This is a genomic window from Caulobacter sp. BP25, from assembly GCF_002737755.1.
Classification (GTDB): domain Bacteria; phylum Pseudomonadota; class Alphaproteobacteria; order Caulobacterales; family Caulobacteraceae; genus Caulobacter.
This window is the reverse complement of the sequence record NZ_PEGH01000017.1, coordinates 69642-94638: the sequence shown is the minus strand read 5'-3', so window position 1 is coordinate 94638 and position 24997 is coordinate 69642. Positions and strand designations below refer to the sequence as shown.

Genomic DNA, 24997 nt, shown 5'->3' with positions numbered 1-24997 from the left:
GGAGACACGTCATGAGCCTCAAGGGCAAGACCCTGTTCGTCACCGGCGCCTCGCGCGGCATCGGTCTGGCCATCGCCCTTCGCGCCGCGCGCGACGGCGCCAATGTCGTGGTCGCGGCCAAGACCGCCGAGGCCCATCCCAAGCTGCCGGGCACCATCTACTCCGCCGCGGCCGAGATCGAGGCGGCGGGCGGCAAGGCCCTGCCGCTGGTGGTCGACGTCCGCGACGAGGCCAATGTCCAGGAGGCCGTCGAGAAGGCCGTCGCCACGTTCGGCGGGATCGACATCTGCGTGAACAACGCGTCGGCCATCTCGCTGACCGGCACGCTGTCGACCGACATGAAGCGCTACGACCTGATGCACCAGATCAATACGCGCGGCACGTTTCTGACGACGAAGACCTGCATCCCGTATCTGAAGAAGTCCGCGAACCCGCACGTCCTGATGCTGTCGCCGCCGCTGGACATGTCGCCGCGCTGGTTCGGGCCGCACGTCGCCTACACCATGGCCAAGTTCGGCATGTCGATGTGCGTGCTGGGCATGGCCGAGGAGTTCAAGGCCGACGGCATCGCCTTCAACGCCCTGTGGCCGCGCACCGGCATCGCCACCGCCGCCATCCAGTTCGCCCTGGCCGGCGAGGAGGGGCTGCGGCACTGCCGGACGCCGGAGATCATGGCCGACGCGGCCTATGCGATCTTCAACAAGCGGGCGCGGGCGTTTTCGGGCCAGTTCCTCATCGACGACACCTTCCTCTATGGCGAGGGCGTGCGCGACTTCGATCACTACAAAGTCGATCCGGCCGCGACCCTGATGCCCGACTTCTTCGTGCCCGAGGACAGCGTCCCGCCGCCGGGGGTGAAGATCGGCTAGCGCTTCTTGCCGGCCGCTTTGCGGCCGGCCACCTCAAGCGACTTGCGCGCCCAGTCCAGCAGGATGTCCTGGTCGTCCAGGGCCTCGGTCGGCGCGGTCCAATAGCTCATCGGTTTGTCGGCGCCGAACGGGGCGAACGCGTGGCAGCCGGCGGCCTCGAATTCGGGCCTCAGCGACTCATCGGTCTTCAGGTAGAGGACGTCGTCGTCGATCAGGGCGAAGAACAGGCCGTTGGCGTAGATCCCCACGCCGCCGAACATCCGGCGGGCGGTGACCTGGCCCAGCGGCGCCAGTTGCTCCAGAACGAAGTCCCGATAGTCCGAAGAGACCGCCATGCCCGTTTCAGTTCGTTCCGCCACGCTCGCCGACGCGGCCCTGATCCATCAATTCATCCTCGATCTGGCGGACTATGAGAAGCTGCTGGATACGGTCCAGGCGACGCAGGCCGACACCGAGGCGGCCCTGTTCGGCGCCCAGCCCCGCGCCTTCGCCGACATCGCCGAGCTGGATGGCCAGCCGGTCGGTTTCGCCCTTTGGTTCTACAACTACTCGACCTTCGTCGGCCGCCACGGGATCTATCTGGAGGACCTGTTCGTGCGGCCGGCCGCGCGAGGCGCCGGCGCCGGCAAAGCCCTGCTGGCCAACCTCGCCAAGCGCTGCGTCGACGAGGGGCTGGGGCGTCTCGAATGGTCGGTCCTGGACTGGAACGCGCCGTCGATCGCCTTCTATGACAGCCTGGGGGCGGCCTCGATGGACGAATGGATCATCCGCCGGATGACGGGCGAGGCGCTTAGGAAACTGGCGGGCGCCTGACCGCTATTCCAGCCGGTCGGCCTTGCGCAGCTCGGGGAACAGGAAGGCCCAGATCCCCGTGACGGCCATGGCCCCGATCCCGCCGAACACCGCCGCGCCGACGGGACCGAGCAGCCAGGCCGCCGCGCCGCTCTCGACCTCGCCCAGCTCGTTGGAGGCGCTGATAAAGACGCCCGAGACCGCGGCGACGCGGCCGCGCATGGCGTCCGGCGTCACGATCTGCACCAGGGTCTGGCGGACATAGACCGACAGCATGTCGGCGCCGCCCAGCACGGCCAGGGCCGCCACCGACAGCCACACCAGCTTGGACAGGCCGAAAATTGTGGTCGCCAGGCCAAACACCGCCACGCCCACGAACATGATCGCGCCAGCGTTGCGCCGGATGGGGTTGGCGGCGAGATACAGGCCCACCAGGGTCGCGCCGATGGCCGGCGAGGCGCGCAGCAGGCCAAAGCCGCCGGGGCCGATGTGCAGCACGTCCTTGGCGAACACCGGCAGCAGGGCGGTCGCGCCGCCCAGGATCACCGCGAACAGGTCCAGCGAGATCGAGCCGAACACGATCTTGTTGTTCCAGACGTAGGATAGCCCTTCCTTGATCAGTTCCATGCGCGAGCCGGGCTGCTGTTCTGGCTTGGTGGTCTTGCGGATCGAGAGGGCCAGAAGGGCGGCGAGCAGGTAGAGGCCGAAAGAGGCTCCGAACGCCAGGGCCGGCGAGTGGATCAGCAACAGGCCGCCCAGGGCTGGGCCGACGATCGAGCCGGCCTGCCAGGACAGCGAGTTCCAGGCGATGGCGCGAGGCAGCAGCGGGCGCGGCACCAGCATCGGGCCCATGGCGCTGCTGGCGGGGGACAGGAACGCACGGCTGGCGCCGAACACCACCGAGATGGCGAAGATCGGCCACAGCTGGTGCGAGCCCATCAGCGCCAGCACCAGCAGGACGGCCGCGCTGACCGCGTCCAGCGCCAGGGTCGCGGCCACGATCAGCTTGCGGGTCCGGCGGTCGGCCGTCTCGCCGGCCACCAAGGTCAGCAGGAACAGGGGCAGGAACTGCGCCAGGCCGATCATGCTGACCAGGAAGGCCGACTCGCCGACCGACTTGGTCATCCGCGCGATCGCGTAGACCTGCCAGCCTAAGGCCACCGACTGAATCTGCACGCCGAGGGTCGAACTGAACCGCGCCACCCAGAACAGGAGAAAGTCACGCTCCCGCAACAAGGCGCGGGTAGAGGTGTCGGGGGCGGGGCCGGTCTCGGCTGAAGCTTGGTCGGACATTGGGCCGCAACATAGGACGAAGCTCCCACACCGCAACGTTATTGACCTGAGAAAGCCTTGGCCCTACAGCGCGCGCACCTTCTGGAGGTTTTTGGGCATGCGCCTGCGACGAATGCCGCGCGAACGCGCCACGATCTAAGCCTCTCCCCTCGCGCCTTCGCGTCGGGAGCTCCCCGACGTTCTTTCGCATTCCCCGAAGGCCGATGACCTCCGCTTCCCAGACCCTTTTCGCTTCGTCCGCCTATCCGCCCCTCGTCCTCGAGACCCCGGCGATGGAGGCGGCCGTCACCGCCCTGATCGACCGGGTGTTCGGACCTGGCCGCTTCGCCAAGTCGTCCGAGCGCCTGCGCGAGGGCAATGCGCTTCTTGCTGAATGCTCGTTCGTCGCTTTGCGTGACGGCCAGCCGGTGGGCTGCTGTCGCCTGTGGCCGGTGACGATCGGCGGCGAGCCCGTGGCCTTCCTCGGGCCGCTGGCGGTCGATCCCGACGAGCGTAGCGCCGGTCTCGGCCAAGCCCTCGTCGCGAGCGCCTGCGAGGCCGCTCGCGCCGCCGGCTGGCGCGCCGTTCTCCTGGTCGGCGACGGCCCCTATTTTGGCCGGATCGGCTTTACCAACGCCCATACGGCGGGCGTCGTTATGCCGGGGCCGGTCGACCAGCGACGGGTGCTGCTGCTGCCGCTGCGGCAAGGCGGCGACGAGGGCCTCTCGGGTCCCGTCGCGATCGCTCCGGGCATATGCGCGACGTCATGATCGCTTGAGCCGGACGGCGGGACGGCCTAACTGATCGGTATGACCGACGCGCCCGCCAAGACTGGCCTGGAAGGCGTCGCCCAGGCCGCCAAGGACGCGGGGGCCTCCGGCGAACGCGGCCTGCCGCCGGTATGGCTGTGGAATCCGACCCACTGCGGCGAGATCGACATCCGCATCCGCAAGGACGGCGTCTGGTTCCACGAGGGGACGCCGATCGGCCGGGAGGCGCTGGTGCGCCTGTTCTCGACGGTGCTGCGGCTGGATCCCGACGGCTATCACCTGGTCACGCCCGTCGAAAAGATGAAGATCACGGTCGAGGACGCGCCGTTCATCGCCACCCGCGTCGATCGGGAAGGCGACGCCCTCGTCTTCCAGACCAATGTCGGCGACACCGTCGTGGCCGGTCCCGAGAACGCCATCCGCGTCGAGATCGACCCGGCCACCGGCGAGCCTCGCCCCTATGTGCATGTTCGTCGGGGGCTCGAAGCCCTGATCGCTCGGCCTGTGTTCTATGAGCTGGCCGAGCTGGCGAGGCCGAAGGACGGCGTTTGGGGTGTGGCCTCGAACGGCGCCTTCTTTCCGATCGCGCCTCCAGGATCGGCGCCGGCATGACGCGCGACGAACGCCGCGCCTGGATCACCAGCCGCCTCGACCCGATCGAAGACTACGACCCTAGCCTGGCCAATCCGCTTCGCTCGGACTTCGACCTCAATCCGGGCCTGAAGTTCGACAATCCGCACGCCCTGCGCCCCGCCGCCGTGCTGGTCGGACTGATCGAGCACGAGGAGGGGCTGACCGTCCTCCTGACCCGCCGCTCCGACACCCTGCGCAGCCACACCGGCCAGATCGCCTTTCCGGGCGGGCGCTGCGATCCGGGCGAGACGCCTTGGGTCACCGCCCTGCGCGAAGCGAACGAAGAGGTGGGCCTTGATCCGGCCTGCGTGACTCTGGCGGGCCTGCTGCACGGCTACCAGACCGTGACCGGCTTCCATGTAACGCCGGTGGTGGGCTTCATCGACCCGCGCGCGACCTTCACGCCCAGTCCCGAAGAGGTGGCGGACGTCTTCGAGACGCCCTTCGACTTCCTGATGGACCCAGCCAATCATCAACGTCAGCATCGCGAGGCGCCTGGCGGCGAGCGGCGGCACTTCTACGCCATGCCTTGGAACGACCGCTTCATCTGGGGCGCGACGGCGGGCATGCTGCGATCGCTGTACGAACGGCTTTATGACGACGCGCTCGCGGCGCGCACGGGCTAGAGGGGGAATAGAGGCTTGAGCGGCGTTTCGATCGGTGCGCCCCCCTGGATGGCGCTGCCCCAGACCCAGGCGGTGGTCGCGGCCCTGGAGGCGAAGGGCGGCGCGGGTTGCGCGCGCTTTGTCGGCGGCTGCGTCCGCAACGCCTTGATGGGCAAGCCGGTCGACGACGTCGACATCGCCACGACCCTGACGCCCGACCAGACGATCGCGGCGATCGAGCAGGCGGGCCTGCGCGCCGTGCCGACCGGCGTCGAGCACGGCACTGTCACGGCGCTCTCGGGCGGTCGCCCCTACGAGGTCACGACCCTGCGCCGGGACGTCGCCACCGACGGCCGACGGGCGGTGGTAGCCTTCACGAAGGACTGGGCCGAGGACGCAGAACGTCGCGACTTCCGCTTCAATGCGCTCTACGCCGACGCCGAAGGGACGGTCTACGATCCCGTCGGCCAAGGCGTCGAGGACGCCCGCGCCGGTCGTGTGGTCTTCGTCGGCGATCCGATGACCCGCATCCGCGAGGATTATCTGCGCATCCTGCGCTTCTTCCGCTTCCAGGCCTGGTACGGCCGGCTCGAGCCGGACGCCGAGGCCCTAGCCGCCTGCGCGGCGCTGAAGGACATGCTGCTGGGCGGCACGGCTGAGCGGATCCAGAAGGAGCTGCTGAAGACGCTGGCGGCGGAAGACCCGCGACCGGCCTTTCGCCTGATGGCGGCCACTGGCGTTCTGCCCGCGATCCTGCCGACGGTGGCGTCGCTGGCCCGCTTCGACGCCCTGGTCGCCATTGAGACCGAGCAGTTGTTCGAGACCGACCCCATTTTGCGCCTGGCCGCCCTGACGCCCGACGACGGCGGCGCCAAGGTCTTGGCCGAGCGCCTTCGCCTGTCCAACGCCGACCGCGACCGGATCATCGAGGCCAAGCGCGAGGGCCCCAAGATCGTCTCGTGGATGAGCCCACGCGAAGCTCGCCGAGCGATCTATGCGCTGGGGCCGCGCGCCTTCCGCGACCAGGTGAAGCTGGCTTGGGCCGGCGCCGAGCGGGCTTCGACCACGCCGCAGTGGCGCGCCCTGCTGGCCTTGGCCGAGACCTGGACGCCGCCGGCCTTGCCGCTGACGGGCGACGAGATCCTGAAGGCTGGGGTGCCCAAGGGCCCGCTGGTCGGCAAGGTTCGGCGCGAGGTCGAGCTGTGGTGGATCGACCAGGACTTCATCGAGGACAAGTTCAGCGTTATCGAACGCTTGAAGGCCGTCGCTCAGGGAATGGCCTATTGAGTCCAACAACGGAGGCTCGCTTGAAGATCGGCCTGCTCGAGACCGGCCAACCGCCGGGTGACCTGCTCGAAAAGTACGGCAGCTATGCCTCGATGTTCGAGACGCTGCTGGGGCCGGGCTACGTCTATCGCGCCTACGACGTCCAGCAGGGCGAGCTGCCTCAGGACCCGGCCGAGAACGACGCCTATGTGATCACCGGCTCGTCGGCGGGCGTCTACGACCCGCTACCGTGGATCGAGCCGCTGAAGGCGTTCTTGCGCCAGGCCAAGGGCGAGACGCCGCTGGTCGGCGTGTGCTTTGGCCACCAGATCATGGCCGAGGCGTTCGGCGGCAAGGTGGTGAAGTCCGACAAGGGGTGGGGCGTTGGCCTGCACGCCTACGCGGTGTCCGATCCCGCGCCCTGGATGGACGGCGCCGACGCGGTGGCCGTGCCAGCGTCGCACCAGGACCAGGTGGTCGAATTGCCTTCCGACGCTCGTGTCTTGGCCGGCAGCGCTTTCACCCCCTACGGCATCCTCGCATACGACGACGCCAAGGCGATCTCGATGCAGTTCCACCCGGAGTTCGATCCGACCTACGCCACGGCGCTGATCGAGGCGCGTCGTGGGACGCGCTATACGGACGAGCAGGCCGACGCGGCGATCGCCAGTCTGGGCCAGGCGAACGACCGCGCGCGGATGGCGGACTGGATCAATCGCTTCCTGGGCCAGGTGAGCTCCAAGGCCTGATCAGGGCCACTTCACCGCCGGCGGCATCGAGCTGAGGATCGACTCGACATTGCCGCCGGTCTTCAGGCCGAAGGTCGTGCCGCGGTCGTAGAGCAGGTTGAACTCGACGTAGCGGCCCCGCTGGACCAGTTGCTGCTCGCGCTCGTCGGTGGTCCAAGTCTCGCCCATCCGCCGACGCACCAGGGTCGGGTAGATTTCCAGGAAGGCGCGGCCGACGTCCTGGGTGAAGGCGAAGTCGCGCGCCCAGTCGCCGCTGTCGTGGTGGTCGTAGAAGATGCCGCCGACGCCGCGCGGCTCGTTGCGATGCGGCAGGAAGAAGTACTCGTCGCACCAGGCCTTGTACTTTGCGTGCCAGGTCGGATCGTACTTGTCGCAGGCGCGCTGGTAGGCGGCGTGGAAGTCGATGGCGTCCGGGAAGTCCTGCTGGCGCTGGTAGCCGAGCAAGGGCGTCAGGTCGCCGCCGCCCCCGAACCAGCTCTTGGTCGTGGCGATGAAGCGGGTGTTCATGTGCACGGCCGGCACGCGCGGATTGGTCATGTGCGCGATCAGGCTGATGCCGGTGGCGAAGAAACGAGGATCCTCGTCGGCGCCTGGCATGTTTTTGGCCATTTCGGGCGTGAAGGTCCCATGCACCGTCGAGACGTGGACGCCGACCTTCTCGAACAGGCGGCCGTGCATCATGCCCATCACGCCGCCGCCGCCCGCCTCGCGGTTCCAGGGCTTCTTCTCGAAGCGGCCTGGAGCGCCCGGATAGAGGTCCGCCGGCGCCTCGTCTTCCAGGCGCTCGAATTCCGCGCAGATCTGGTCGCGCAGACTTTCGAACCACGCTCGGGCGTGGGCCTTCTTAGCGTCGAGGTCTTGGGCGTCGAGGTCTTGTTCGGTGCTCATGCCCGCCGATTAAGCCGCCCTGCGCGCCCGTGCAAAGGGGTTGTTCGACTGGGACGTCGAACGCGGCGAAATTCTATCGGCGACGGGCGGTCCCTTACGTGAGGGCGGTGAAGATCAGGGCCACGACGGCGACGTCGAAGATGCGGATGGCGAGAGACAGCATGACAGGCTCGCGACGATGAGTGCGCGAGAGGTCAAGCAAGTTCCGCGCCAAGGCGGCGGCCGATGGGCGCTATGGGGCCAACAGCCGCGCCACGGCGCTAGATGTTGGTCTTCTTGATCAAGCCGGCTTTGGGGCGGCGGTCGGCGGGACCGGAATATTCGGTGCCGAGGTAGGTCGATCTGGCCGCGTTGAGCACTTCCTGCCCACCGCGCAGGCCCTTCTTCTGGCCAGACTGGCCCATCAGGTGGGCGGCGAAGGCGGCGAAGCCCTCGCGGCGTGGCGGAGAGGGCGCTGGCTGTTCGTCTTCGTCCGCGTTCTCGGCGCTCAGCACGACATCCTCTTCATCCTCATGACGGCTGGCGTCGCGCGGCGCGGGCAGGGCGCGTCGCGTGAGTCCAGGGCGTCGAATGGGATCAATCGGGCCGTTCATGTCAGGGACGGTAGAGACGAGACGGTTAAGAAGGCCTCGCCAGGCGTGGTTAAGACTTTGTGGCCAGCTTGGCGATCTGTTCCTGCATCGCCGCCAGCTGACGCTTGAGGTCGGCCAGCGAGTCGTCTGTCGGCGCGGAGGGCGGCGGAGTCTGCGCCGGCGCGGGCTCGGGCGGCGCGGCGGGCGCGTCCTCGGGGCGGACATAGGCGAACGGCGAGAACATCTTCATGGCGCGGTCGAACAGCGCCATGTTCTGGCGGATCTGCTCCTCGTAGACGCCGATGCCAGGCATCTTGCCAGGCGCCAGGTGGGACAGCTGGCCGCGCAGCCGCTCCTGCTGCTTGGTGAAGCTCTCCAGCGACATCTCCAGGTACGAGGGCAGGAAGGCCTGCATGGAGTTGCCGTAGAAGCCGATCAGCTGGCGGAGGAACTGGATGGGCAGCAGGTTCTGGCCGCCGCCGCGGTTTTCTTCCTCGAAGATGATCTGGGTCAGGACAGAGCGGGTGATGTCGTCGTTGGTCTTGGCGTCGTAGACCACGAAATCGACGCCTTCCTTCACCATCTCCGAGAGATGTTCCAGGGTGACGTACGAGGAAGACGCTGTGTTGTAGAGGCGACGGTTGGCGTATTTCTTGATGATCACGCGCTGGCCGGCCGTTTTTTCGGTCCCGGCGGCCGTTTCGCCTTTTTCAGGGTTCTCGGACATTTCGTTCCCTAGACAGCGGTTTCCGTCCGCTTTTCGCATCGCACTATCGCGAATGCAAAGGCATGGCGCCAGTGGTCTGATGACTTGGAGTCGTCATGATGCCGTGAAAATGTGCTGGTGACGAAGGTGTTAGGGATGTGCAAGGTTATTTTGCACTGCAAAAACAACGGCGCTGCAACCGCGAAGGCGCCGCTTCAAATCGTTACGGGAGCTATCGCATGAGCGACGTCGTCATCGTTTCCGCCGCCCGCACCCCGGTCGGCTCGTTCAACGGGGCGCTGTCCAGCCTGCCCGCTTCGGACCTGGGCAAGATCGCCATCGAGGCGGCCATTTCCCGCGCTGGATTGCAGCCTGCCGACGTGGACGAGGTGATCCTGGGCCAGGTGCTGCAGGCGGGCGCGGGGCAGGGGCCGGCGCGTCAAGCTTCGGTCAAGGCTGGCGTCCCGGTGGAGAGCCCGGCCTGGAGCCTGAATCAGCTGTGCGGCTCGGGCCTGCGCGCGGTGGCCCTTGCGGCTCAACAGATCGCGACGGGCGACGCCAAGGTCGTTGTGGCCGGTGGCCAGGAAAGCATGAGCCAGGCGCCGCACGCCCAGAACCTGCGCGGGGGGCAGAAGATGGGTGACCTGTCTTTCGTCGACACCATGATCAAGGACGGCCTGTGGGACGCCTTCCACGGCTACCACATGGGTCAGACGGCCGAGAACATCGCCTCGCGCTGGCAGATCACCCGCGCTGACCAGGACGCCTTCGCCGTCGCCAGCCAGAACAAGGCCGAGGCCGCCCAGAAGGCCGGCAAGTTCGACGCCGAGATCGCGCCGGTCACGATCAAGGGCCGCAAGGGCGACACGATTGTCGACAAGGATGAGTACATCCGTCACGGCGTGACGCTGGAAAGCATTTCTGGCCTCAAGCCGGCCTTCTCCAAGGACGGCTCGGTCACGGCCGCCAACGCCTCGGGCCTTAATGACGGCGCCGCGGCCCTGGTGCTGATGAGCGCCGAGGAAGCCCAGAAGCGCGGCCTGAAGCCGCTGGCCCGGATTGCCTCTTGGGCCAATGCCGGCGTCGAGCCCGAGGTCATGGGCACGGGGCCGATCCCGGCCAGCAAGAAAGCGCTGGAAAAGGCCGGCTGGACCGTGGCCGACCTTGATCTTGTCGAGAGCAACGAAGCCTTCGCGGCTCAGTCGCTGTGCGTCGTGCGCGAGCTCGGCCTGGATCCGACCAAGGTCAACGTCAATGGCGGCGCTATCGCTATCGGCCATCCGATCGGCGCGTCGGGCGCGCGGGTGCTGACCACCCTGCTGCACGAAATGAAGCGCTCGGGCGCCCAAAAGGGCCTCGCCACGCTGTGCATCGGCGGCGGTATGGGCGTGGCCATGTGCGTCGAGGCGGTCTGAAACCAGACGTCACCGGGGACGCGCGTCCGTCCGACTAAGGGGCGGACGCGTGGTGATGACGAACCAAGAACAATAGCCGGGAGAGAAGAATGACGAGAGTTGCGTTCGTGACGGGTGGGACCCGGGGTATCGGCCGGGCGATCTGTGAGCGGTTGATCGCCGACGGCCACAAGGTGGCGGCCGGCTATTCCGGCAACGAGGCGGCCGCAGAGGCCTGCGCCAAGGACCTGGGCGTGATGGTGGTCAAGGGCAATGTCGGCTCGTTCGAGGATTGCCAGGCCGCGGTGAAGAAGGTCGAGGCCGAGCTCGGTCCGGTCGACATCCTGGTCAACAACGCTGGCATCACCCGCGACGGCATGCTGCACAAGATGACCTACGAGCAGTGGTCGGAGGTGATCCGCGTCAACATGGACTCGGCCTTCAATATGACCCGCCCGGTGATCGAGGGCATGCGCGAGCGCAACTGGGGCCGGATCGTCAACATCAGCTCGATCAACGGCCAGAAGGGGCAGATGGGCCAGACCAACTATTCAGCCGCCAAGGCCGGCCTGATCGGCTTCACCAAGGCCCTGGCGCTTGAGAACGCCAAGAAGGGCGTGACCGTGAACGTGATCTGCCCAGGCTATATCGACACCGAGATGGTGGCCGCGGTGCCCGAGAACGTCCTGGCCCAGATCGTCGCCGGTATCCCGGTCGGACGCCTGGGCAAGGGCGAGGAGATCGCCGAAATGGTCTCGTTCCTGGCGGGCGAGCGCGCCGGCTTCGTGACGGGGGCGACGCTCAGCCTGAACGGCGGCCAATACATGGCCTGAGGCCTCGCCACGCTCCATACGAACCGTATCCCCCGAAGTTGGGCTTGACGGCGACTGTGGCCTTTTGGCCTCATGCCCGCGTCTTCGGGGGAACGACGCTTGGCCGTCCAAGATTCGCCCCAGTCGGCGGGCACTACGGATCGCATGAAATTCTCTAAGGCGGAGTTGGGTGTGAGGGGGGCGAGAGCGACATTGTCGATTGTCGCTCTGATGCTCATGACGGCCTCGGCCAACGCGGGGCAATTGCCGCATTCGCTGCGGGACGCGCTGCTGGGCCGCAAGGGCGTGGCGGAGGCTCGCCGCGTGGCGGCGCCGCCGGTCGCGCGCTATGTTTCCGAAACAGGCGGGGCCTTCGTCTTCGACAAGGCCGCGCCCCAGCCCCTGATCAAATTCGACAACAGCACCGAGGTCTGGGCGCTGTCGCCCCAGCCCGCCTCACGCGGCGACGTCATCTATCGCAACGATCTCGGCGAGCCTGTCCTGCGGGTCACCAAGCTGGGTGGCGTGATCCTGTTCACGGACGACCTGCCTATGGGCGCTGCGGCGGCCTTGTCTGGGCGCGCGACATCAATTCAGCCGCCGGCTGTTCTGTCCATTGGCGCGCTTTTTCAGCGTTTGGCGATTGCTCAACTCCGCGCCAGTCGCGCGGCGCAGCGGCAGATCGAGTTCGCCACCGTGGAAGACGCACGTCCGGAGACCTCGGTATTGGTCGCCGACTCCGCCACCGTCGCGGCCGAGGCGTTCGAGCAGGCCGCGCGCAGGGGCGATCGCTCGATCCTGTCCAAGATCGGGCGCGTGCTCCTGACGGAGGGGCGTAAGCCCAGTGCTCAGATCAAGGACGGTTCTCTGATCGTCACCTACGCACCGGGACAAGGGCTGGCGGGCCGGCCCTCGTCCAAGCGCATCATCAAGGTGATGGACCGCTAATACTCAAGATCGCGCTGGCGTAACCATAAAGCCTTAGGTCGCGTTTACCTGGGTTCGATATCAGCGTTCTTCAATTCATGTCCTCGCGCGCGTCCCGCCTGGTCGGCGGTGGCGTTCACGCGGGCGATTCTCGTTTGAAGGTCTGCCTGGTCGTTATGGATAGCCCCGATCTCGTTCTGGTTCCCGAGCGCGGTCGCCTGAAGATGGCCGACATCGCGCGCATGGCGGGCGTGTCGATCTCGACGGTATCGCGCGCCCTGGCTGGAAACCCACTGATCCCCAAGGCGCTCCGCGACCAGATCGTCGAGATCGCCCAGACCCACGGTTATGTGGTCAATCAGTCGGCGCGCAGCCTGCGCCTTCGCAAGACCGACACGATCGGCGTCATCATCCCCCTGGCCCATGAGGCTGGTCAGATGATCTCCGATCCGTTCTTCCTGGAGATGGTCGGCCGGCTGGCCGACGAGATCACGCGTCGCGACTATCTGGTGTTGCTGCACAAGGTGATCGCCACCGAGCCGGGCTGGCTGGATAGGATTATCCAGTCGCATCGCGCCGATGGTCTCCTGCTCATCGGCCAGAGCACCCAGCACGAGGCGCTCAACAGCGTCGCCGACACCTATCGCCCAATGGTCGTCTGGGGTGCGCCCATGCCTGGACACCGCTACTGCTTGGTCGGCAGCGACAATCGGGAGGGCGGGCGTCTGGCCGTGTCGCATCTGGTTGCGCGCGACCGCCGGCGGATCGTCTTTCTGGGCGAAATTGATGCGCCCGAGGCGATCCAGAGGTTCGAGGGCTATCGCAAGGGCCTTGAGGAGGCAGGGATCGCTTTCGACCCGGCTTTGGTGATCCCGTCGCACTACACGCGCGGAGACGCTCAGAGGGCGATGGAGCGCGCGCTGGCCTCGGGCGTCGCGTTCGACGCGGTGTTCGCGTTCTCCGACGTCCTGGCCTTGGCCGCGCTGACGACGTTGCAGCGGGCGGGCAAGAGCGTACCTAGGGACGTGGCGGTGGTGGGGTTCGACGATATCCTGCTCGCCCAGCACAGCTCGCCGCCGCTCACCACCATTCGGCAAGACCTCGAAGCGGGCGCGCGGATCATGGTCGATCTGCTGTTCCGCCGCATGGCGGGGGACAGTTCGCCATCCACCATTTCGCCGGTGGAGCTGGTGGTCCGCGAAAGCGCCTAGAGCCTGTCTGGTTTAGACGAAGCCATCTAAACTCGTAAAATGGGCTCTAAATCATGCATTTAGAGCGCGTTGGGGTCGAAGCCGACCGACTTCAGTTCCTTGAGGAAGCGCATCAGGCTCTGATGCGACCGGCGGACACCGTTCATGAACTCGGGCCTGGCGAAGACCTCCTGCGGCACGATGAAGCCCTCACGGCCGACCCGCTTGGCGATACCGCGCTCCTGCATCTCGACGAAGCGGCGACGGACGGTCTCGTACGGCAGGCCGAGGGAGTCGGCGACCTGGCGCACGGTCAGCGGCCGCCGCTCGTGATCGGGCGGAACATCGTCAAGTTCTGAATAGACCGCGCCCTTGAGGTGCGAAGTGTTGCCGGCCCAAAGCGTTGTGAAGACAAGGCTATACAGAATGTCCGCGTGGTGGACTTCATTGGCGATTTCCACCCAGCGCAACAGGTAATCCGTCGCGTAGCGATGGGCGGATCGAACGTTCGCAAACTCTTCGGACATACGTGAAGCAACTCCCCCTCGGCCAGCCTTTTGACTGACTTGAAAAGGATTGCATGGTTACAATTGCAAGGCCATGCGACCAAGTTGCCCACTTTGAGTATTGGCCGGAAGCTCCGCGACGAAAGGTCGCACCTGCCGCTCAGGGTCTAGGCGCGGGACGGCGACCAGTCCGGGGGCGCCATCTCGAAGCCCTCGAAGCGAAAGCCCGGCGCCACGGTGCAGCCGACCAGGGTCCAAGCGCCCAGGCTGACGGCGGTCTGCCACCATGATGTGGGGACGACCACCTGCGGGCGGCAGCCGGCGCGCAGGTCCGGGCCCAGCACATAGGCTGTGGCGCCCTTGCCATCGGGTGGCGACAGAGTGATTGAGATCGGCGCGCCGGCGTACCAGTGCCAGGTCTCGACCGCGTCGACGCTGTGCCAGACCGAGACCTGTTCGGCCTCCAGCAGGAAGTAGATGCAGGTGGATTTCGCCCGACCGTCCGGGCCCGGTTCGTCCTGGAACGTCTGGCGATACCAGCCGCCTTCAGGATGCGGGGCGAGGTCCAGCATCCGGATGATTTCTTTGGCGCCCAGGTCGCCAGAAATGGCCTCTAGGTTCTGGTTTGACCCGATCATGCTCTCACTCATCCCTTGAAGCTGTCCTTAGCGGCCCGGATTTCGGCGAACGCCTCGGCGGCCGAGGCCGCGTGGGGCCGTAGCCGAGGCGCGCGTAGAAACGGGTTGGTCGTCTTTTCAGCGCCGATGGTCGTGGGCACGGTGGGTTCACTCCGTTCGCGCGCGGCGAACACGGCGGCCGCCCGCGCCTTCAGCGCTGGCGCATCGTCGACCGACAGCGCGAACCGTGCGTTCGAGGCGGTGTATTCGTGGGCGCAATAGACCGTCGTGTCGTCGGGCAGGGCGGCGAGACGCGACAGCGAGGCCCACATCTGCTCGGGCGTGCCTTCGAACAGACGGCCGCAGCCCAGGGCGAACAGGGTGTCGCCGACGAAGGCGATGCGATCCGCCGCGTCGTGATAGCTGATGTGACCCAGGGTGTGGCCGCCGGTGTCCAGCACGTCGAACCGGGTCTGGCCCAGCATGACGACATCGCCGTCCTTGAGCGCGCGATCCAGAGGGGCGATGCGCGTCACTTCGGCCGGTCCAGCGATCGTTGCGCCCGTGGCCGCTTTCAGCGCTTCGTTGCCGCCGGCGTGGTCGGGATGCCAGTGGGTGTTGAGGATCAGACTCAGGGTCCAGCCGCGTTGGTCCAACTGCCCCAGGATCGCCTCGGCGTCGGGCGTGTCGATCGTCGCGACCTGACCGCTGGCTTCGTCGCGGACCAAAAAGCCGTAGTTGTCGGACAGGCACGGGAACTGATGGACGATGGCGGGCATGGCGCTAGCTCTATCGCCACGACGCGGGCGCGAATACAAGGATGGTCTCCAAGCTCGGGAGACACAATGCGTCGCGACGTCCTCGATCTCAGAGCCTTCTACGCCGCCCCCTTGGGGCGCGCGGCCCGGACCATGCTGACACGCAAGGTCGAGGAAGCCTGGGGCGACACCCGGGGCCTGGACGTGCTGGGTCTGGGTTACGCCACGCCTTTCCTGGACGCCGCCCGCGCCAATGCTCGCCGCGTCGTCGCGGTCATGCCCGCGCAACAGGGCGTCGAGGTCTGGCCGCACGGCGGCCGTAACCAGGCCTGCCTGGTCGAGGAGACGGCGCTGCCGTTGCCGAACGCTCTGTTCGACCGCGTGCTGGCCGTCCACGCCCTGGAGGAAGCCGACGACCCCGCTGCTTTGCTGGCCGAGATCGGGCGTGTGATGGCGCCGACCGGCCGCCTGATCGTTGCGGTCTCGTCCCGCGATGGCGTCTGGGCGGGGGCGGAGGGCACGCCCTTCGGTCACGGTCGCCCCTATAGCCGGGTCCAGCTGGAAAGTCTGATCCGCGAGGCGGGTCTGGAGCCGGCGGGCTGGACGCGGGCGCTCTACGCGCCGCCTTTCGCCGCCATGTCGGGCTGGGCCGAGGGGTTCGAGCAGGTTGGCGCGCGCTTGTGGCCGCGGTTCGCGGGCGTGATTCTGATGGAGGCGATCAAGCAGACCTTCGCCGTGAAGCCTCAGGGGCGGAGGGCGCGGGCGCGGGTGTTCGCGCCGGGCGTTCTGCTGCCCAGTCCCGCCGGTCCCGCGCCGGTGCGCCACGGCAAGGGGCGCCCGGCGCCCGTTCATAAGGCGCCAAGCGAGCCTTGAGCGCGAACGGGCTTGGAGCCTGGCCTCCGGACGCCTAGCTTGGACTTGTAACCACTGTTCGCTCGCGGGAGCCTCGCCAATGAAGATGATCGTCGCCGTGATTAAGCCGAGCCGCCTCGATGCGGTGCTCGAAGCGGTCACCGAGGCGGGGGCGTCCGGCCTGACCGTGACCGAGGTGCGCGGCTACGGCCGCCAGAAGGGCAAGACCGAGGTCTACCGGGGCGCCGAGTACGAAGTGAAGCTGCTGCCCAAGGTAAAGCTGGAAATCGCCGTGCCGACCGACGTGCTCGAACCCGTGATCGAGGCTCTGCAGCGCACCGCCAACACCGGCAAGATCGGCGATGGCAAGGTGTTCGTGATGGACCTGGAACAGGCTCTTCGCATTCGCACCGGCGAGCGCGACGCGGCGGCCATCGCGGGCTAGTTTCGTCTTTTCCGACACGACCTCGCCTTGAAGCGGAGCCATAGCTCGGCTCCGCGCGTTGTCCAGGTTCAAGGCGTTCAAGGCGACATGGATTCTCCTTCTTCCGTTTTTGAGCCGGGCCAGACCTGCTGGCGGGTCGAGGCCGCCGATCGTGTGGCCCTCCTCATCGACAACGACGAGGCGTTCGACGCGCTCAAGCCGCTGCTGCTGTCGGCCCGCAAGTCGATCTGGATCCTGGCTTGGGTGTTCGACCCCCTCACGCGCCTTGATCCTGATCGCGTGCGCAAGAGCCGCGACCCGACTCAGGCCGACCGCATCGGTTTGATCCTGCGACGGCAGGCGGCGCTGAACCCGGCGTTGGACGTGCGGGTGCTGACCTGGGACATGCCCTTTCCGATCGCGGCCTCGCAGCTGTTCGGACCCCATCGCGGCGCGGCGTTCTTCGCCGGCTCGCGGGTCAAGTACCGCCTGGACGCCACCCTGCCGGCCAGCGCCTGCCATCACCAGAAGGCGGTGATCATCGACGGGGTAACCGCCTTGGTCAGCGGCGGCGACATCGGCGTGGATCGCTGGGACGACTGTCAGCATCTGGACAACAATCCGCTGCGCCGTCTGCCGACCGGCCGCCGCTATCCGCCACGCCACGAAGTCTCGATACTGGTGGATGGTCGCGCCGGCGAGGCGATGGCCGACCTGTTCATGGATCGCTGGCGGGTCTCGGGCGGCGATGCGATCGAGCGGCCGGTTCGGCCCGAAGTCACGCCCTGGCCCGCTCATCTGACCCCAGACCTGCGCCGCCTGCCGGTTGCGGTGGCCCGCACCTCGGCCGAGTGGCGGGGGCTGCCCGAGATCACCGAGTGCCTGCTGCTGCACCTGGCGGCGATCCGTAGCGCGCAGCGGCTGATCTATCTGGAGAACCAGTACCTGACTTCGCCGATCATCGTCGAAGCCCTGGCCGAGCGCCTTTTCGAACCGGACGGACCCGAGGTCGTGACGATCGGGCCGGCGCGCAGCCCCAGCTATTTCGATCAGATGACCATGGACAGCGCCCGGACGGCGGCGATCAACCGCCTGCGCGAGGTTGATGTCCATCAGCGCTTTTCAGCCTTCTCTGCCCATACGCCGAAGGGCGGGCCGATCATCGTCCACTCCAAGGTCACGATCATCGACGATCGCCTGCTGCGGATCGGCTCGGCGAACCTCAACAACCGCTCGATCGGCCTCGACAGTGAATGCGACCTTGCTTTCGAGGCGCGCACAGCGCTGGAGCGCCAGACGGTGCGAAGGTTCCTGGGGCGGCTGGTCGGTCACTTCATCGACCGGTCGGCGACCGAGGTGCTCGCGGCCATGGAGCGCGAAGGCAGCCTCGCGGCGGCCATCAACGCGCTGGATGTCCATGACGGACCGCCGCGTCGTCTGCAGCCGGCGCCGGCTCGCAAGCTGGGACGCATCCAGCAGTTCATCGCCGACTGGAACCTGGGTGATGCGATCGCGCCCGACGACGCCTGGCGGCCCTGGGGACGTCGCGCGCGGCTGCGGCGCGACATCGCTAAGCTTACCGCCCCGCCGCCGGCGCCTCCGGAGCGGCTACAGCCGTGATTTCCAGATCGACCACCAGCGGCAGGTGGTCCGAGGCGATCCGGGCGCGGGCGTCGTAGGGCGAGCGCACGCCGCGCGTCTCCAAGCCCTTGGTCAGAAAGACGTGGTCGATACGCATGAACGGGAAGCTGGAGGGGAAGGTCGCGGTCGCTGGCCTGGGCCAGACCGGTGACGGCGCCTGAGCGTCACGCAGCGCCGTCCGCAGCATCCGGTAGGTGGCCGAATAGGGGGTAGCGTTGAAGTCGCCCAGAACCACGCCGGGCGCGATCCAGGCGTCGGCGCCTACCCAGTCTGGGCCTAGCAGAGCCGCAGCCTGGCGCTTTTGCTCCTGGGGCACGAGGCCCAGGTGCGTATTGATGATCTGGACCTTGGTCCCGCCGACCTCGACCTCGACCCATAGCGCGCCGCGTGGTTCCAGGCCGGGCACACGGCGATAGAGCGGCAGGCCCTTGGCCTTGATTCGACGCTCAGGCAGGGCGGTCAGGATCGCGTCGCCATAGAGCTCTTCCTCCACGGCCATCGCCGGGTGGAAGTGGAAGCTCATCTTCAGCAGTTCGGCGAGGCGATGGGCCTGATCGACCCCGCGCGTGCGGGCGCGGCGGACGTCCAGCTCTTGCAGGGCCACGACGTCGGGCCGCTCGGCGGCGATCACCTCGGCCACGCGCTCGACGTCAAGCTTGCGGTCGGCGCCCACGCAGCGGTGGACGTTGTATGTCATGAGACGAAGGGTCTTCATCCGTCGAAGAGATCGCCCGAGCCCGGCGAAGGTTCCCCGATTGCGGGGCCTCCGTTGCGGCTGAGCATGAAGAGGCAGCTCTCGGCCCGCCAGTTCTCGACCGCCTTGGTCGGGTCGATCGGCCGCGCCGCGCCCTGGCCGGCGAAGGCGGCGCAGGCGTCGACCCGCAGGTCCAGGTCCTCGATCAGGGCCATGAAGTCGGCGAGGGTGCAAAGGTGAATGTTCGGCGTCGACCACCAGGGCAGCGGCAACGCCTTCGTCTCGGGCATCCGGCCCCGGCTCAGCAGCGACCAGCGCACCCGCCAGTGGCCGAAGTTGGGGAACGAAACGATGGCCCGCTCGGCGATCCGCAGCAGCTCGTTCAGCACATGGCGCGGATTGCGCGTGGCCTGCAGGGTCTGGGACAGCACCGCGTAGTCGAAACTGCGGTCGGGGAAGTGGTCGAGGTCCTGATCGGCGTCGCCCTGCACCACCGACAGACCGCGCGCCATGCAGGCGGCGACGCCGCTGGCGCTGAGCTCCAATCCTCGGCCGTCGATCTGTTTCTCGTGGGCCAGCAGGTCCAATAGGGCGCCTTCGCCGCAGCCGACGTCCAGCACGCGCGAGCTGGGGCGCACCAGGCGCAGGATCTCGCGGAAGTCTTCGCGGATGATGGTCACGCCAGCCCCCGATCGCGTTCGGCCGAACTCAGGAAGCCGGCCAGGGCCGAGTCCATCACCGGCTCGTCCAGCAGGAAGGCGTCATGGCCCTTGTCGCTCTCGATCTCGACGAAGGCGGCCTTGGCCCCTGCGGCGGTCAGGGCGCGGACCAGGTGGCGACTCTCGGCGGTGGGATAGAGCCAGTCGCTGGTGAAGCTCAGCACGCAGAACCGCACGTTGCGCGCCCGGGTGAAAGCCTTGGCCAGCACCCCGCCATGAGCGTCGGCGATGTCAAAATAGTCTGTGGCCCGCGTGATGTAGAGATAGCTGTTTGCGTCGAACCGATCGACGAAGCTGGCGCCCTGGTGGCGCAGATAGCTCTCGACCTGGAAGTCGGCGTCAAAGCCCCAGGACAGGCCGTCGCGCTTCAGTTCGCGGCCGAACTTGCGCTGCAGGGCCGGCTCCGAAAGATAGGTGATGTGCGCGGCCATCCGCGCCACGGCCAAGCCCTTGCCGGGCTGGACGCCGTGGTCGGCATAGGCGCCGCCGCGCCAGTCCGGGTCGGCCATGATCGCCTGACGGCCCACCTCGTGGAAGGCGATGTTCTGGGCCGAGTGGCGGGAGGCCGAGGCCAGGATCACGGCGCTGAACAGGCGCTCGGGGTAGTCGACCGCCCACTGCTGGGCCTGCATGCCGCCCATCGAGCCGCCGATCACGGCGAACAGGGTCTCGATCCCAAGCGCCTTCACCAGCATGGCCTGGGCGCGCACCATGTCGGCGATGGTGATCACCGGGAACGACAAGCCGTAGGCCTTGCCGGTCGCTGGATTGATCGAAGCCGGGCCCGTCGAGCCCATGCAGCCGCCGATCACGTTCGAGCAGATGATGAAGTGCTTCTGAGGGTCCAGCGGCTTGCCGGGACCGATCATGCGCAGCCACCAGCCGGGCTTGCCCGTGGTCGGATGGGGTGAGGCCACGAACTGGTCGCCGGTTAGCGCGTGGCAAATGAGGATCGCGTTGGACTTGTCGGCGTTGAGTTCGCCATAGGTCTGGTAGCCGATCTCCAGGCCTTCCAGAACCGCGCCGGAATCCAGTCGCAGCGGTTCGTTTTCAGGAAACCGCCAGGTTCCTCCGCCGGCGGGCGTGATCAGATCGAGCGCAGCCATGCCCGCCTTGGAGCGCTTGGCGAAGAAGGTGTCAACCGCCCGCTTCCTGACAGGCCAAGGTGCGGCTATGGAGAACGCCATGGACCGACTGATCCTGATGCGCCACGGCAAGGCCGAACGGCACGCCCACAGCGGGGGCGATTTCGAACGCGCGCTGGTCGACAGCGGCCGCGCGGACGCCGCCGTCATGGGGCGCGTTCTGGCCGAGGCCGGCGTCGCGCCGGACCTGCTGCTGGTGTCATCCGCGCGGCGCACGCGCGAAACCGCCGATCAGGTGCTCACGGCTCACGATCAAAAGGCGCGCGTCGAACACTTGCGCGACCTCTATCACGCCGATCCAGAGGACATTCTCCAGGCGTTGGACGACCACGGCGACGGCGCCGCGACGGTCATGGTGGTCGGCCACAATCCCGGCCTGCACGAACTGGCGCTGCGGCTGGCTGTCCAGGGCGGCGCCACGCCGATCCAGACCAGCAAGCTGCGCGGGCGCTTCCCGACCGCCACGGTGGTGGTTTTCGCCTGGAACGGCCAGAGCGCGCCGGTGCTGGAGCATCTCTTCTACGCCCACGAAAGCGGCGGAGCCGGCGGCGAATGACCCTGATCTACAAGATCCTCTCCCGCGCTGAGTGGGCGGCCGCCCAAACCGTCGGGCGCTTCGAAGGCTCGGCCGTCGATCTGGCCGACGGCTTCATCCACTTCTCCGGCGCCGACCAGGCCCAGGAGACCGCCGCCAAGTGGTTCCGCGGCCAGACCGATCTCGTCCTGCTGGGCGTCGAGGCGGAAGCGCTGGGTGGGGCCCTGAAGTGGGAAGCCTCGCGCGGCGGGGCCTTGTTCCCGCACCTCTACCGGCCGCTACTGGCCGACGAGGTGGTCAGCCAACGCAATCTTGATCTGGACGCCGACGGCGTGCCGCAACTGGGCGTTCTTTCCGCATGAGCCTTCACGACGTCGCCGCCCGCGCCCTCCACGCCTTCGATCCCGAGGACGCGCACGGTCTGGCCATCAAGGGGCTGAAGCTGGGACTGGGACCGCGCGACGCGGGGCCCGATGATCCGATCCTGGCCGTGCAGCTGGCGGGCCTGTCGCTGCCCAACTGCGTGGGTCTGGCCGCTGGATTCGACAAGAACGCCGAGGTTCCCGACGCCATGCTGGCCGCCGGCTTCGGCTTCGTGGAGGCGGGCACGGTGACGCCGTTGGCCCAGGCCGGCAATCCGCGCCCGCGCCTGTTCCGCCTGACCGAGGACCAGGCGGTGATCAACCGCATGGGCTTCAACAACGGCGGGCTGGAGCCGTTCGCGCGGCGCCTGTCCGCCCGCAAGGGCCGCAGGGGCGTCGTCGGCGCCAATATCGGGGCCAACAAGGACGCGATCGACCGCATCCAGGACTATGTCACGGGCCTGACGCGTCTGTGGGGTCTGTCGGACTATTTCACCGCCAACATCTCCTCGCCCAACACGCCGGGCCTGCGCGCCCTGCAGACCAAGGCGGCGCTGGAGGAACTGCTCGGCCGTCTGGCTGAGACCCGAACGAGCCTGAAGGCCCAGTCCGGCCGCGACTATCCGATCTTCCTGAAGGTCGCGCCGGATCTTGAGGACGGCGAGGTCGAGGCGATCGTCGAGACCGTCGTGGGCGCGGGCCTCGATGCGATCATCGTCAGCAACACCACCATCGCCCGCCCTGACAGCCTGACCTCGCCGCTGGCCGGAGAAGGCGGCGGCCTGTCGGGCGCGCCCCTGCTGGGGCCCTCGACCGAGGTGCTGAAGCGCTTTCACGCCGCTGCGGCGGGCCGTGTCGCGCTGATCGGCGCGGGCGGGATCGCCAGCGGCGCGGACGCCTACGCCAAGATCCGCGCCGGCGCCCAGGCCGTGCAGCTCTATTCGGCGCTGGTCTATGGCGGGCCGGGTCTCGTCGTGCGGATCAAGCGCGAGCTGGCGGCGCGCCTGCGGGCCGACGGCTTCGCGGCGGTCCAGGATGCGGTCGGCGCGGCATGACGCGTGAGCGGGCCCTGACGCTTCTGCGCCGTTTCGGGCCCTTGGCGTTGATCGTCATCCTGTTCGTCGTGGCCATCGCCAGCGGCTTGGCGGATCACATCTCGCTTGAGGAGCTGCGCGCCCGAGGCTCGGCCCTGCAGGCCTTCGCCCGGGAGAAGCCTCTGCTGTGCGCGGCGGTCTATCTGGCCATCTACGTCAGCTCCGTCGCCATCTCGCTGCCGGGCGCGCTGATCCTGTCCCTGACCGGCGGCTTTCTGTTCGGGCCCATCGGCGGCGGTTTCGCGGCCGTGAGCGGCGCCACGGGCGGCTCGACCATCACCTATCTCGTCTTCCGCACCGCGTTCGGAGACATGCTACGCAAGAAGCCCACCGCGTTCCTCTCCAAGCTTGAGGCGGGGTTCAAGGGCGACGCCTTCAACTATCTGCTGACCCTGCGCCTCATCCCCGCGTTTCCGCTACTCCTGGTCAATGTGGCGGCGGGCGTCATGAACATCCGAGTTGGCGTGTTCATGCTCGCGTCGGTGCTGGGCATGATCCCAAGCTCTTTCGTTTATGCCGGAATCGGCGCGGGGCTTGGTCATATCTTCGCCAAGAACGGACCCGTGACGCTGGAGACCCTGTTCTCCCCGCGCATCTATCTGCCCATCATTGGCATGGGCGTGCTGGCCTTTCTGCCGCCGTTGTGGCGCCATTGGCGCAAAGGGCGCGTTGCCGCGCTGTTGGACGAGAAGTAGTCGCCCCGGATGGTCGAAACGGTTTCGCCGTCAGAGACTGAGACCGCTCCGCCCCGGAAACGTTTTCCGTGGCCCGGCGGCCTGTCGGCGCGTCTGCTGCTGTTCACCGCCGTCGTGGTCGCCTTTGGCGGCCTGCTGATCCTGCCGCCGGCCCTGGCCTCCTATGAGGAGCAGTGGCTGCTGGACCGGGTGCGCGCCGGCGAGCTGGCCTCGACCATCGCCGAGTCTGATCCCGAGCTGCGGGTCAGCGACGCCGTCGCCAATCAACTGTTCGACCAAGCCGGGGCCGTGACCGTCGCCGTGCAAGTCGACGGCGCTCGGCGTCTGGTCTTGCCGCCCAAGCAACCGTTCGAGACGACGCCCTATCTCGTCGACCTGCGCCGCCAGAATCCCGGCTCCTGGCTGGCCGCGCCGTTCTTCACCCTGACCAGCCCCAAGGGCAGCATGGTCCGCGTGATGGCCGAGCCGCGCTATCGCAAGGCCGAGTTCGTCGAGGTGGTTCTGCCCGACGCGCCTCTGAAGGCCAAGCTGGTGGGTCAGCTGTGGCAGCTGGCGGGCGTGACCCTGTTCGTCGCGGGTCTCGCCGGGGTGCTCGTCTACGCCTTCCTGAATATCTTCCTCGTCCGGCCCATGCAGCGGATCACCCGGGCCATGGAGGCCTTCAGAGGTGACCCGGACGACCCCGCCGCGCGTCTTGTCCCCTCCAATCGTCGCGACGAGATCGGGCGCGCCGAGCTGGAGCTCGACCGTATGCAGGCCGACCTGCTGGCGGCCCTGGCGTCCAAGGCCCGCCTTGCCGCGCTGGGCGAGGCGGTCGCCAAGATCAATCACGACCTGCGCAACATGCTGACCAGCGCCCAGATGGCTTCGGACCGCCTGGCCGCGCTCGGCGATCCCAAGGTGGCCCAGGCCCTGCCGCGCCTGGAGCGGGCGCTCGATCGCGCCATCACCCTGGCCTCGGACGTCATGGCCTATGGCAAGTCCAAGGAGCCCGCGCCGGTGGCGCGGCCGACCCCGCTGCGACCCGCGCTGGATATGGCCGCCGAAGACGCGGGCCTGTCCGCCCAGGGCGTGGCGCTGGAGACCGTGGTCGATCCGCGCGAGCAGGTTCTGGCCGATCCGGATCAGCTGCATCGCATCCTGACAAACCTGCTGCGCAACGCCCGCGAGGCGATCGAGGGCGCGCCCGACCGGGGCGGCAAGGGCAAGGTGTTCGTCGAGCTGCGCCGCGTCGACGGCGGCAGCGTCCTGCGCCTCTCGGACGATGGCCCTGGGGTGCCCGAGCGCGCGCGGACCAACCTGTTCCAGCCGTTCGTGGGCTCGGCCCGTCGCGGCGGCACGGGCCTGGGCCTTGCCATCGCGCGCGAGCTGGCCCAGGGCCATGGCGGCGATCTGATCCTGGTTGAAACCGGACCGGGCGGTTCGGTGTTCGATCTGACGCTGGCCGGCGTTCCCGAGCCTCTGCCCGAGCCGGGCGGCCGCGCCGATACAGCTGCGGGATAGGAGAGCT

The 24997-nt window shown here is 67.7% G+C and carries 31 protein-coding genes and 2 pseudogenes; 21 read left to right on the top strand and 12 right to left on the bottom strand.

Annotated elements, in window-relative coordinates; genetic code table 11:
- The first annotated feature begins 11 nt into the window (after positions 1–11).
- Positions 12–869, top strand: a complete 858-nt coding sequence (locus CSW59_RS10630; RefSeq protein WP_099444014.1) for an NAD(P)-dependent oxidoreductase — start codon at positions 12–14, stop codon at positions 867–869.
- Here the strand turns inward: CSW59_RS10630 and CSW59_RS10625 are convergent.
- Positions 866–1204, bottom strand: a complete 339-nt coding sequence (locus CSW59_RS10625; protein ID WP_201722776.1) for a TfoX/Sxy family protein — start codon at positions 1202–1204, stop codon at positions 866–868. The two genes, CSW59_RS10630 and CSW59_RS10625, sit on opposite strands and share 4 nt — an antisense overlap.
- Here CSW59_RS10625 and CSW59_RS10620 point away from each other — a divergent pair.
- On the top strand, positions 1203–1682 hold the full coding sequence (locus tag CSW59_RS10620; protein ID WP_099444013.1) for a GNAT family N-acetyltransferase: 480 nt from the start codon (positions 1203–1205) through the stop codon (positions 1680–1682). The two genes, CSW59_RS10625 and CSW59_RS10620, sit on opposite strands and share 2 nt — an antisense overlap.
- Positions 1683–1685: 3 nt before the next feature.
- On the opposite strand, the gene CSW59_RS10615 is transcribed toward CSW59_RS10620, so the two are convergent.
- Positions 1686–2954, bottom strand: coding sequence for an MFS transporter (locus tag CSW59_RS10615; protein ID WP_099444555.1), 1269 nt, complete (start codon positions 2952–2954; stop codon positions 1686–1688).
- Positions 2955–3051: 97 nt separating this feature from the next.
- On the opposite strand from CSW59_RS10615, the pseudogene CSW59_RS21830 reads away from it, so the two are divergent.
- The 6 genes and pseudogenes from CSW59_RS21830 to CSW59_RS10585 all read left to right on the top strand — a co-directional run bounded on the left by CSW59_RS21830 (position 3052) and on the right by CSW59_RS10585 (position 6956).
- Positions 3052–3093: pseudogene (locus CSW59_RS21830) on the top strand (hypothetical protein).
- Between the two features lie 64 nt (positions 3094–3157).
- A complete protein-coding gene (locus tag CSW59_RS10605; protein WP_099444012.1) occupies positions 3158–3703 on the top strand; it encodes a GNAT family N-acetyltransferase in 546 nt (181 codons plus the stop codon).
- Between the two features lie 39 nt (positions 3704–3742).
- Positions 3743–4315 carry a DUF1285 domain-containing protein gene (locus tag CSW59_RS10600; protein ID WP_099444011.1) on the top strand — a complete coding sequence of 191 codons (573 nt, stop codon included), beginning with the start codon at positions 3743–3745 and terminating at the stop codon, positions 4313–4315.
- Positions 4312–4962 (top strand): CoA pyrophosphatase, encoded by a 651-nt coding sequence (locus tag CSW59_RS10595; RefSeq protein WP_099444010.1) that lies wholly within the window; start codon positions 4312–4314, stop codon positions 4960–4962. The genes CSW59_RS10600 and CSW59_RS10595 overlap by 4 nt, the downstream gene beginning before the upstream one ends.
- 48 nt (positions 4963–5010) lie before the next feature.
- A complete protein-coding gene (locus tag CSW59_RS10590) occupies positions 5011–6228 on the top strand; it encodes a CCA tRNA nucleotidyltransferase (RefSeq protein ID WP_099444009.1) in 1218 nt (405 codons plus the stop codon).
- Positions 6229–6248: 20 nt separating this feature from the next.
- Complete coding sequence (locus CSW59_RS10585; protein ID WP_099444008.1) at positions 6249–6956, top strand: type 1 glutamine amidotransferase; 708 nt, start codon at positions 6249–6251, stop codon at positions 6954–6956.
- On the opposite strand, the gene hemF is transcribed toward CSW59_RS10585, so the two are convergent.
- The 4 genes from hemF to phaR all read right to left on the bottom strand — a co-directional run bounded on the left by hemF (position 6957) and on the right by phaR (position 9143).
- A complete protein-coding gene (gene hemF, locus CSW59_RS10580; RefSeq protein ID WP_099444007.1) occupies positions 6957–7844 on the bottom strand; it encodes an oxygen-dependent coproporphyrinogen oxidase in 888 nt (295 codons plus the stop codon). It lies immediately after the preceding gene.
- A 94-nt stretch (positions 7845–7938) separates the two neighbouring features.
- Positions 7939–8004 (bottom strand): hypothetical protein, encoded by a 66-nt coding sequence (locus tag CSW59_RS20605; protein WP_106907273.1) that lies wholly within the window; start codon positions 8002–8004, stop codon positions 7939–7941.
- Positions 8005–8104: 100 nt separating this feature from the next.
- Positions 8105–8437 (bottom strand): hypothetical protein, encoded by a 333-nt coding sequence (locus CSW59_RS10575; RefSeq protein ID WP_099444006.1) that lies wholly within the window; start codon positions 8435–8437, stop codon positions 8105–8107.
- Between the two features lie 49 nt (positions 8438–8486).
- The gene (gene phaR, locus CSW59_RS10570) at positions 8487–9143 is read right to left on the bottom strand and encodes a polyhydroxyalkanoate synthesis repressor PhaR (protein WP_099444005.1); all 657 of its coding nucleotides are present in this window, start codon (positions 9141–9143) and stop codon (positions 8487–8489) included.
- Positions 9144–9361: 218 nt separating this feature from the next.
- On the opposite strand from phaR, the gene CSW59_RS10565 reads away from it, so the two are divergent.
- From CSW59_RS10565 to CSW59_RS10550, 5 genes and pseudogenes are all read left to right on the top strand, one after another.
- A complete protein-coding gene (locus CSW59_RS10565; RefSeq protein ID WP_099444004.1) occupies positions 9362–10537 on the top strand; it encodes an acetyl-CoA C-acetyltransferase in 1176 nt (391 codons plus the stop codon).
- A gap of 89 nt (positions 10538–10626) precedes the next feature.
- On the top strand, positions 10627–11349 hold the full coding sequence (locus CSW59_RS10560) for a beta-ketoacyl-ACP reductase (RefSeq protein ID WP_099444003.1): 723 nt from the start codon (positions 10627–10629) through the stop codon (positions 11347–11349).
- Between the two features lie 144 nt (positions 11350–11493).
- Entirely contained in the window at positions 11494–12276 is a 783-nt protein-coding gene (locus CSW59_RS10555) for a DUF4908 domain-containing protein (RefSeq protein ID WP_201722775.1), read from the top strand.
- Between the two features lie 155 nt (positions 12277–12431).
- Positions 12432–12602 (top strand): annotated as a pseudogene (locus CSW59_RS21355) (LacI family DNA-binding transcriptional regulator); the annotation flags it as partial.
- Between the two features lie 3 nt (positions 12603–12605).
- Positions 12606–13466, top strand: coding sequence for a substrate-binding domain-containing protein (locus CSW59_RS10550; RefSeq protein ID WP_255408980.1), 861 nt, complete (start codon positions 12606–12608; stop codon positions 13464–13466).
- Positions 13467–13525: 59 nt separating this feature from the next.
- Here CSW59_RS10550 and CSW59_RS10545 read toward each other — a convergent pair whose 3' ends face one another.
- From CSW59_RS10545 to gloB, 3 genes are all read right to left on the bottom strand, one after another.
- Complete coding sequence (locus CSW59_RS10545; RefSeq protein ID WP_099444001.1) at positions 13526–13972, bottom strand: hypothetical protein; 447 nt, start codon at positions 13970–13972, stop codon at positions 13526–13528.
- A 146-nt stretch (positions 13973–14118) separates the two neighbouring features.
- Complete coding sequence (locus CSW59_RS10540; RefSeq protein WP_099444000.1) at positions 14119–14589, bottom strand: cupin domain-containing protein; 471 nt, start codon at positions 14587–14589, stop codon at positions 14119–14121.
- An 8-nt stretch (positions 14590–14597) separates the two neighbouring features.
- On the bottom strand, positions 14598–15347 hold the full coding sequence (gene gloB, locus CSW59_RS10535; RefSeq protein ID WP_099443999.1) for a hydroxyacylglutathione hydrolase: 750 nt from the start codon (positions 15345–15347) through the stop codon (positions 14598–14600).
- A gap of 66 nt (positions 15348–15413) precedes the next feature.
- On the opposite strand from gloB, the gene CSW59_RS10530 reads away from it, so the two are divergent.
- The 3 genes from CSW59_RS10530 (at position 15414) to CSW59_RS10520 (ending at position 18222) form a co-directional block, all read left to right on the top strand.
- Positions 15414–16199 (top strand): class I SAM-dependent methyltransferase, encoded by a 786-nt coding sequence (locus CSW59_RS10530; RefSeq protein WP_099443998.1) that lies wholly within the window; start codon positions 15414–15416, stop codon positions 16197–16199.
- A gap of 79 nt (positions 16200–16278) precedes the next feature.
- Positions 16279–16623, top strand: a complete 345-nt coding sequence (locus CSW59_RS10525) for a P-II family nitrogen regulator (RefSeq protein ID WP_010918409.1) — start codon at positions 16279–16281, stop codon at positions 16621–16623.
- Positions 16624–16710: 87 nt separating this feature from the next.
- Complete coding sequence (locus tag CSW59_RS10520; RefSeq protein ID WP_099443997.1) at positions 16711–18222, top strand: phospholipase D-like domain-containing protein; 1512 nt, start codon at positions 16711–16713, stop codon at positions 18220–18222.
- Here CSW59_RS10520 and CSW59_RS10515 read toward each other — a convergent pair.
- Genes CSW59_RS10515 through CSW59_RS10505 form a run of 3 tightly spaced genes read right to left on the bottom strand, consistent with a single transcriptional unit; the run spans position 18179 to position 20762 of the window.
- Entirely contained in the window at positions 18179–18958 is a 780-nt protein-coding gene (locus tag CSW59_RS10515; protein ID WP_099443996.1) for an endonuclease/exonuclease/phosphatase family protein, read from the bottom strand. The two genes, CSW59_RS10520 and CSW59_RS10515, sit on opposite strands and share 44 nt — an antisense overlap.
- Positions 18955–19617 (bottom strand): methionine biosynthesis protein MetW, encoded by a 663-nt coding sequence (gene metW, locus CSW59_RS10510; protein WP_099443995.1) that lies wholly within the window; start codon positions 19615–19617, stop codon positions 18955–18957. Before metW ends, CSW59_RS10515 begins: the two co-directional genes overlap by 4 nt.
- On the bottom strand, positions 19614–20762 hold the full coding sequence (locus CSW59_RS10505) for a homoserine O-acetyltransferase (protein WP_099443994.1): 1149 nt from the start codon (positions 20760–20762) through the stop codon (positions 19614–19616). Before CSW59_RS10505 ends, metW begins: the two co-directional genes overlap by 4 nt.
- Positions 20763–20841: 79 nt before the next feature.
- Between CSW59_RS10505 and CSW59_RS10500 the strand changes: the two genes are divergently transcribed.
- Genes CSW59_RS10500 through CSW59_RS10480 form a run of 5 tightly spaced genes read left to right on the top strand, consistent with a single transcriptional unit; the run spans position 20842 to position 24990 of the window.
- Positions 20842–21357: a histidine phosphatase family protein gene (locus tag CSW59_RS10500; RefSeq protein ID WP_099444552.1), complete on the top strand. Its 516-nt coding sequence runs from the start codon at positions 20842–20844 to the stop codon at positions 21355–21357.
- Entirely contained in the window at positions 21354–21698 is a 345-nt protein-coding gene (locus CSW59_RS10495; protein ID WP_099443993.1) for a DUF952 domain-containing protein, read from the top strand. The genes CSW59_RS10500 and CSW59_RS10495 overlap by 4 nt, the downstream gene beginning before the upstream one ends.
- Entirely contained in the window at positions 21695–22753 is a 1059-nt protein-coding gene (locus CSW59_RS10490; RefSeq protein ID WP_099443992.1) for a quinone-dependent dihydroorotate dehydrogenase, read from the top strand. Before CSW59_RS10495 ends, CSW59_RS10490 begins: the two co-directional genes overlap by 4 nt.
- Entirely contained in the window at positions 22750–23487 is a 738-nt protein-coding gene (locus tag CSW59_RS10485) for a TVP38/TMEM64 family protein (RefSeq protein WP_099443991.1), read from the top strand. The genes CSW59_RS10490 and CSW59_RS10485 overlap by 4 nt, the downstream gene beginning before the upstream one ends.
- Positions 23488–23496: 9 nt before the next feature.
- The gene (locus CSW59_RS10480) at positions 23497–24990 is read left to right on the top strand and encodes a sensor histidine kinase (RefSeq protein ID WP_099443990.1); all 1494 of its coding nucleotides are present in this window, start codon (positions 23497–23499) and stop codon (positions 24988–24990) included.
- The last annotated feature ends 7 nt before the right edge of the window (positions 24991–24997 follow it).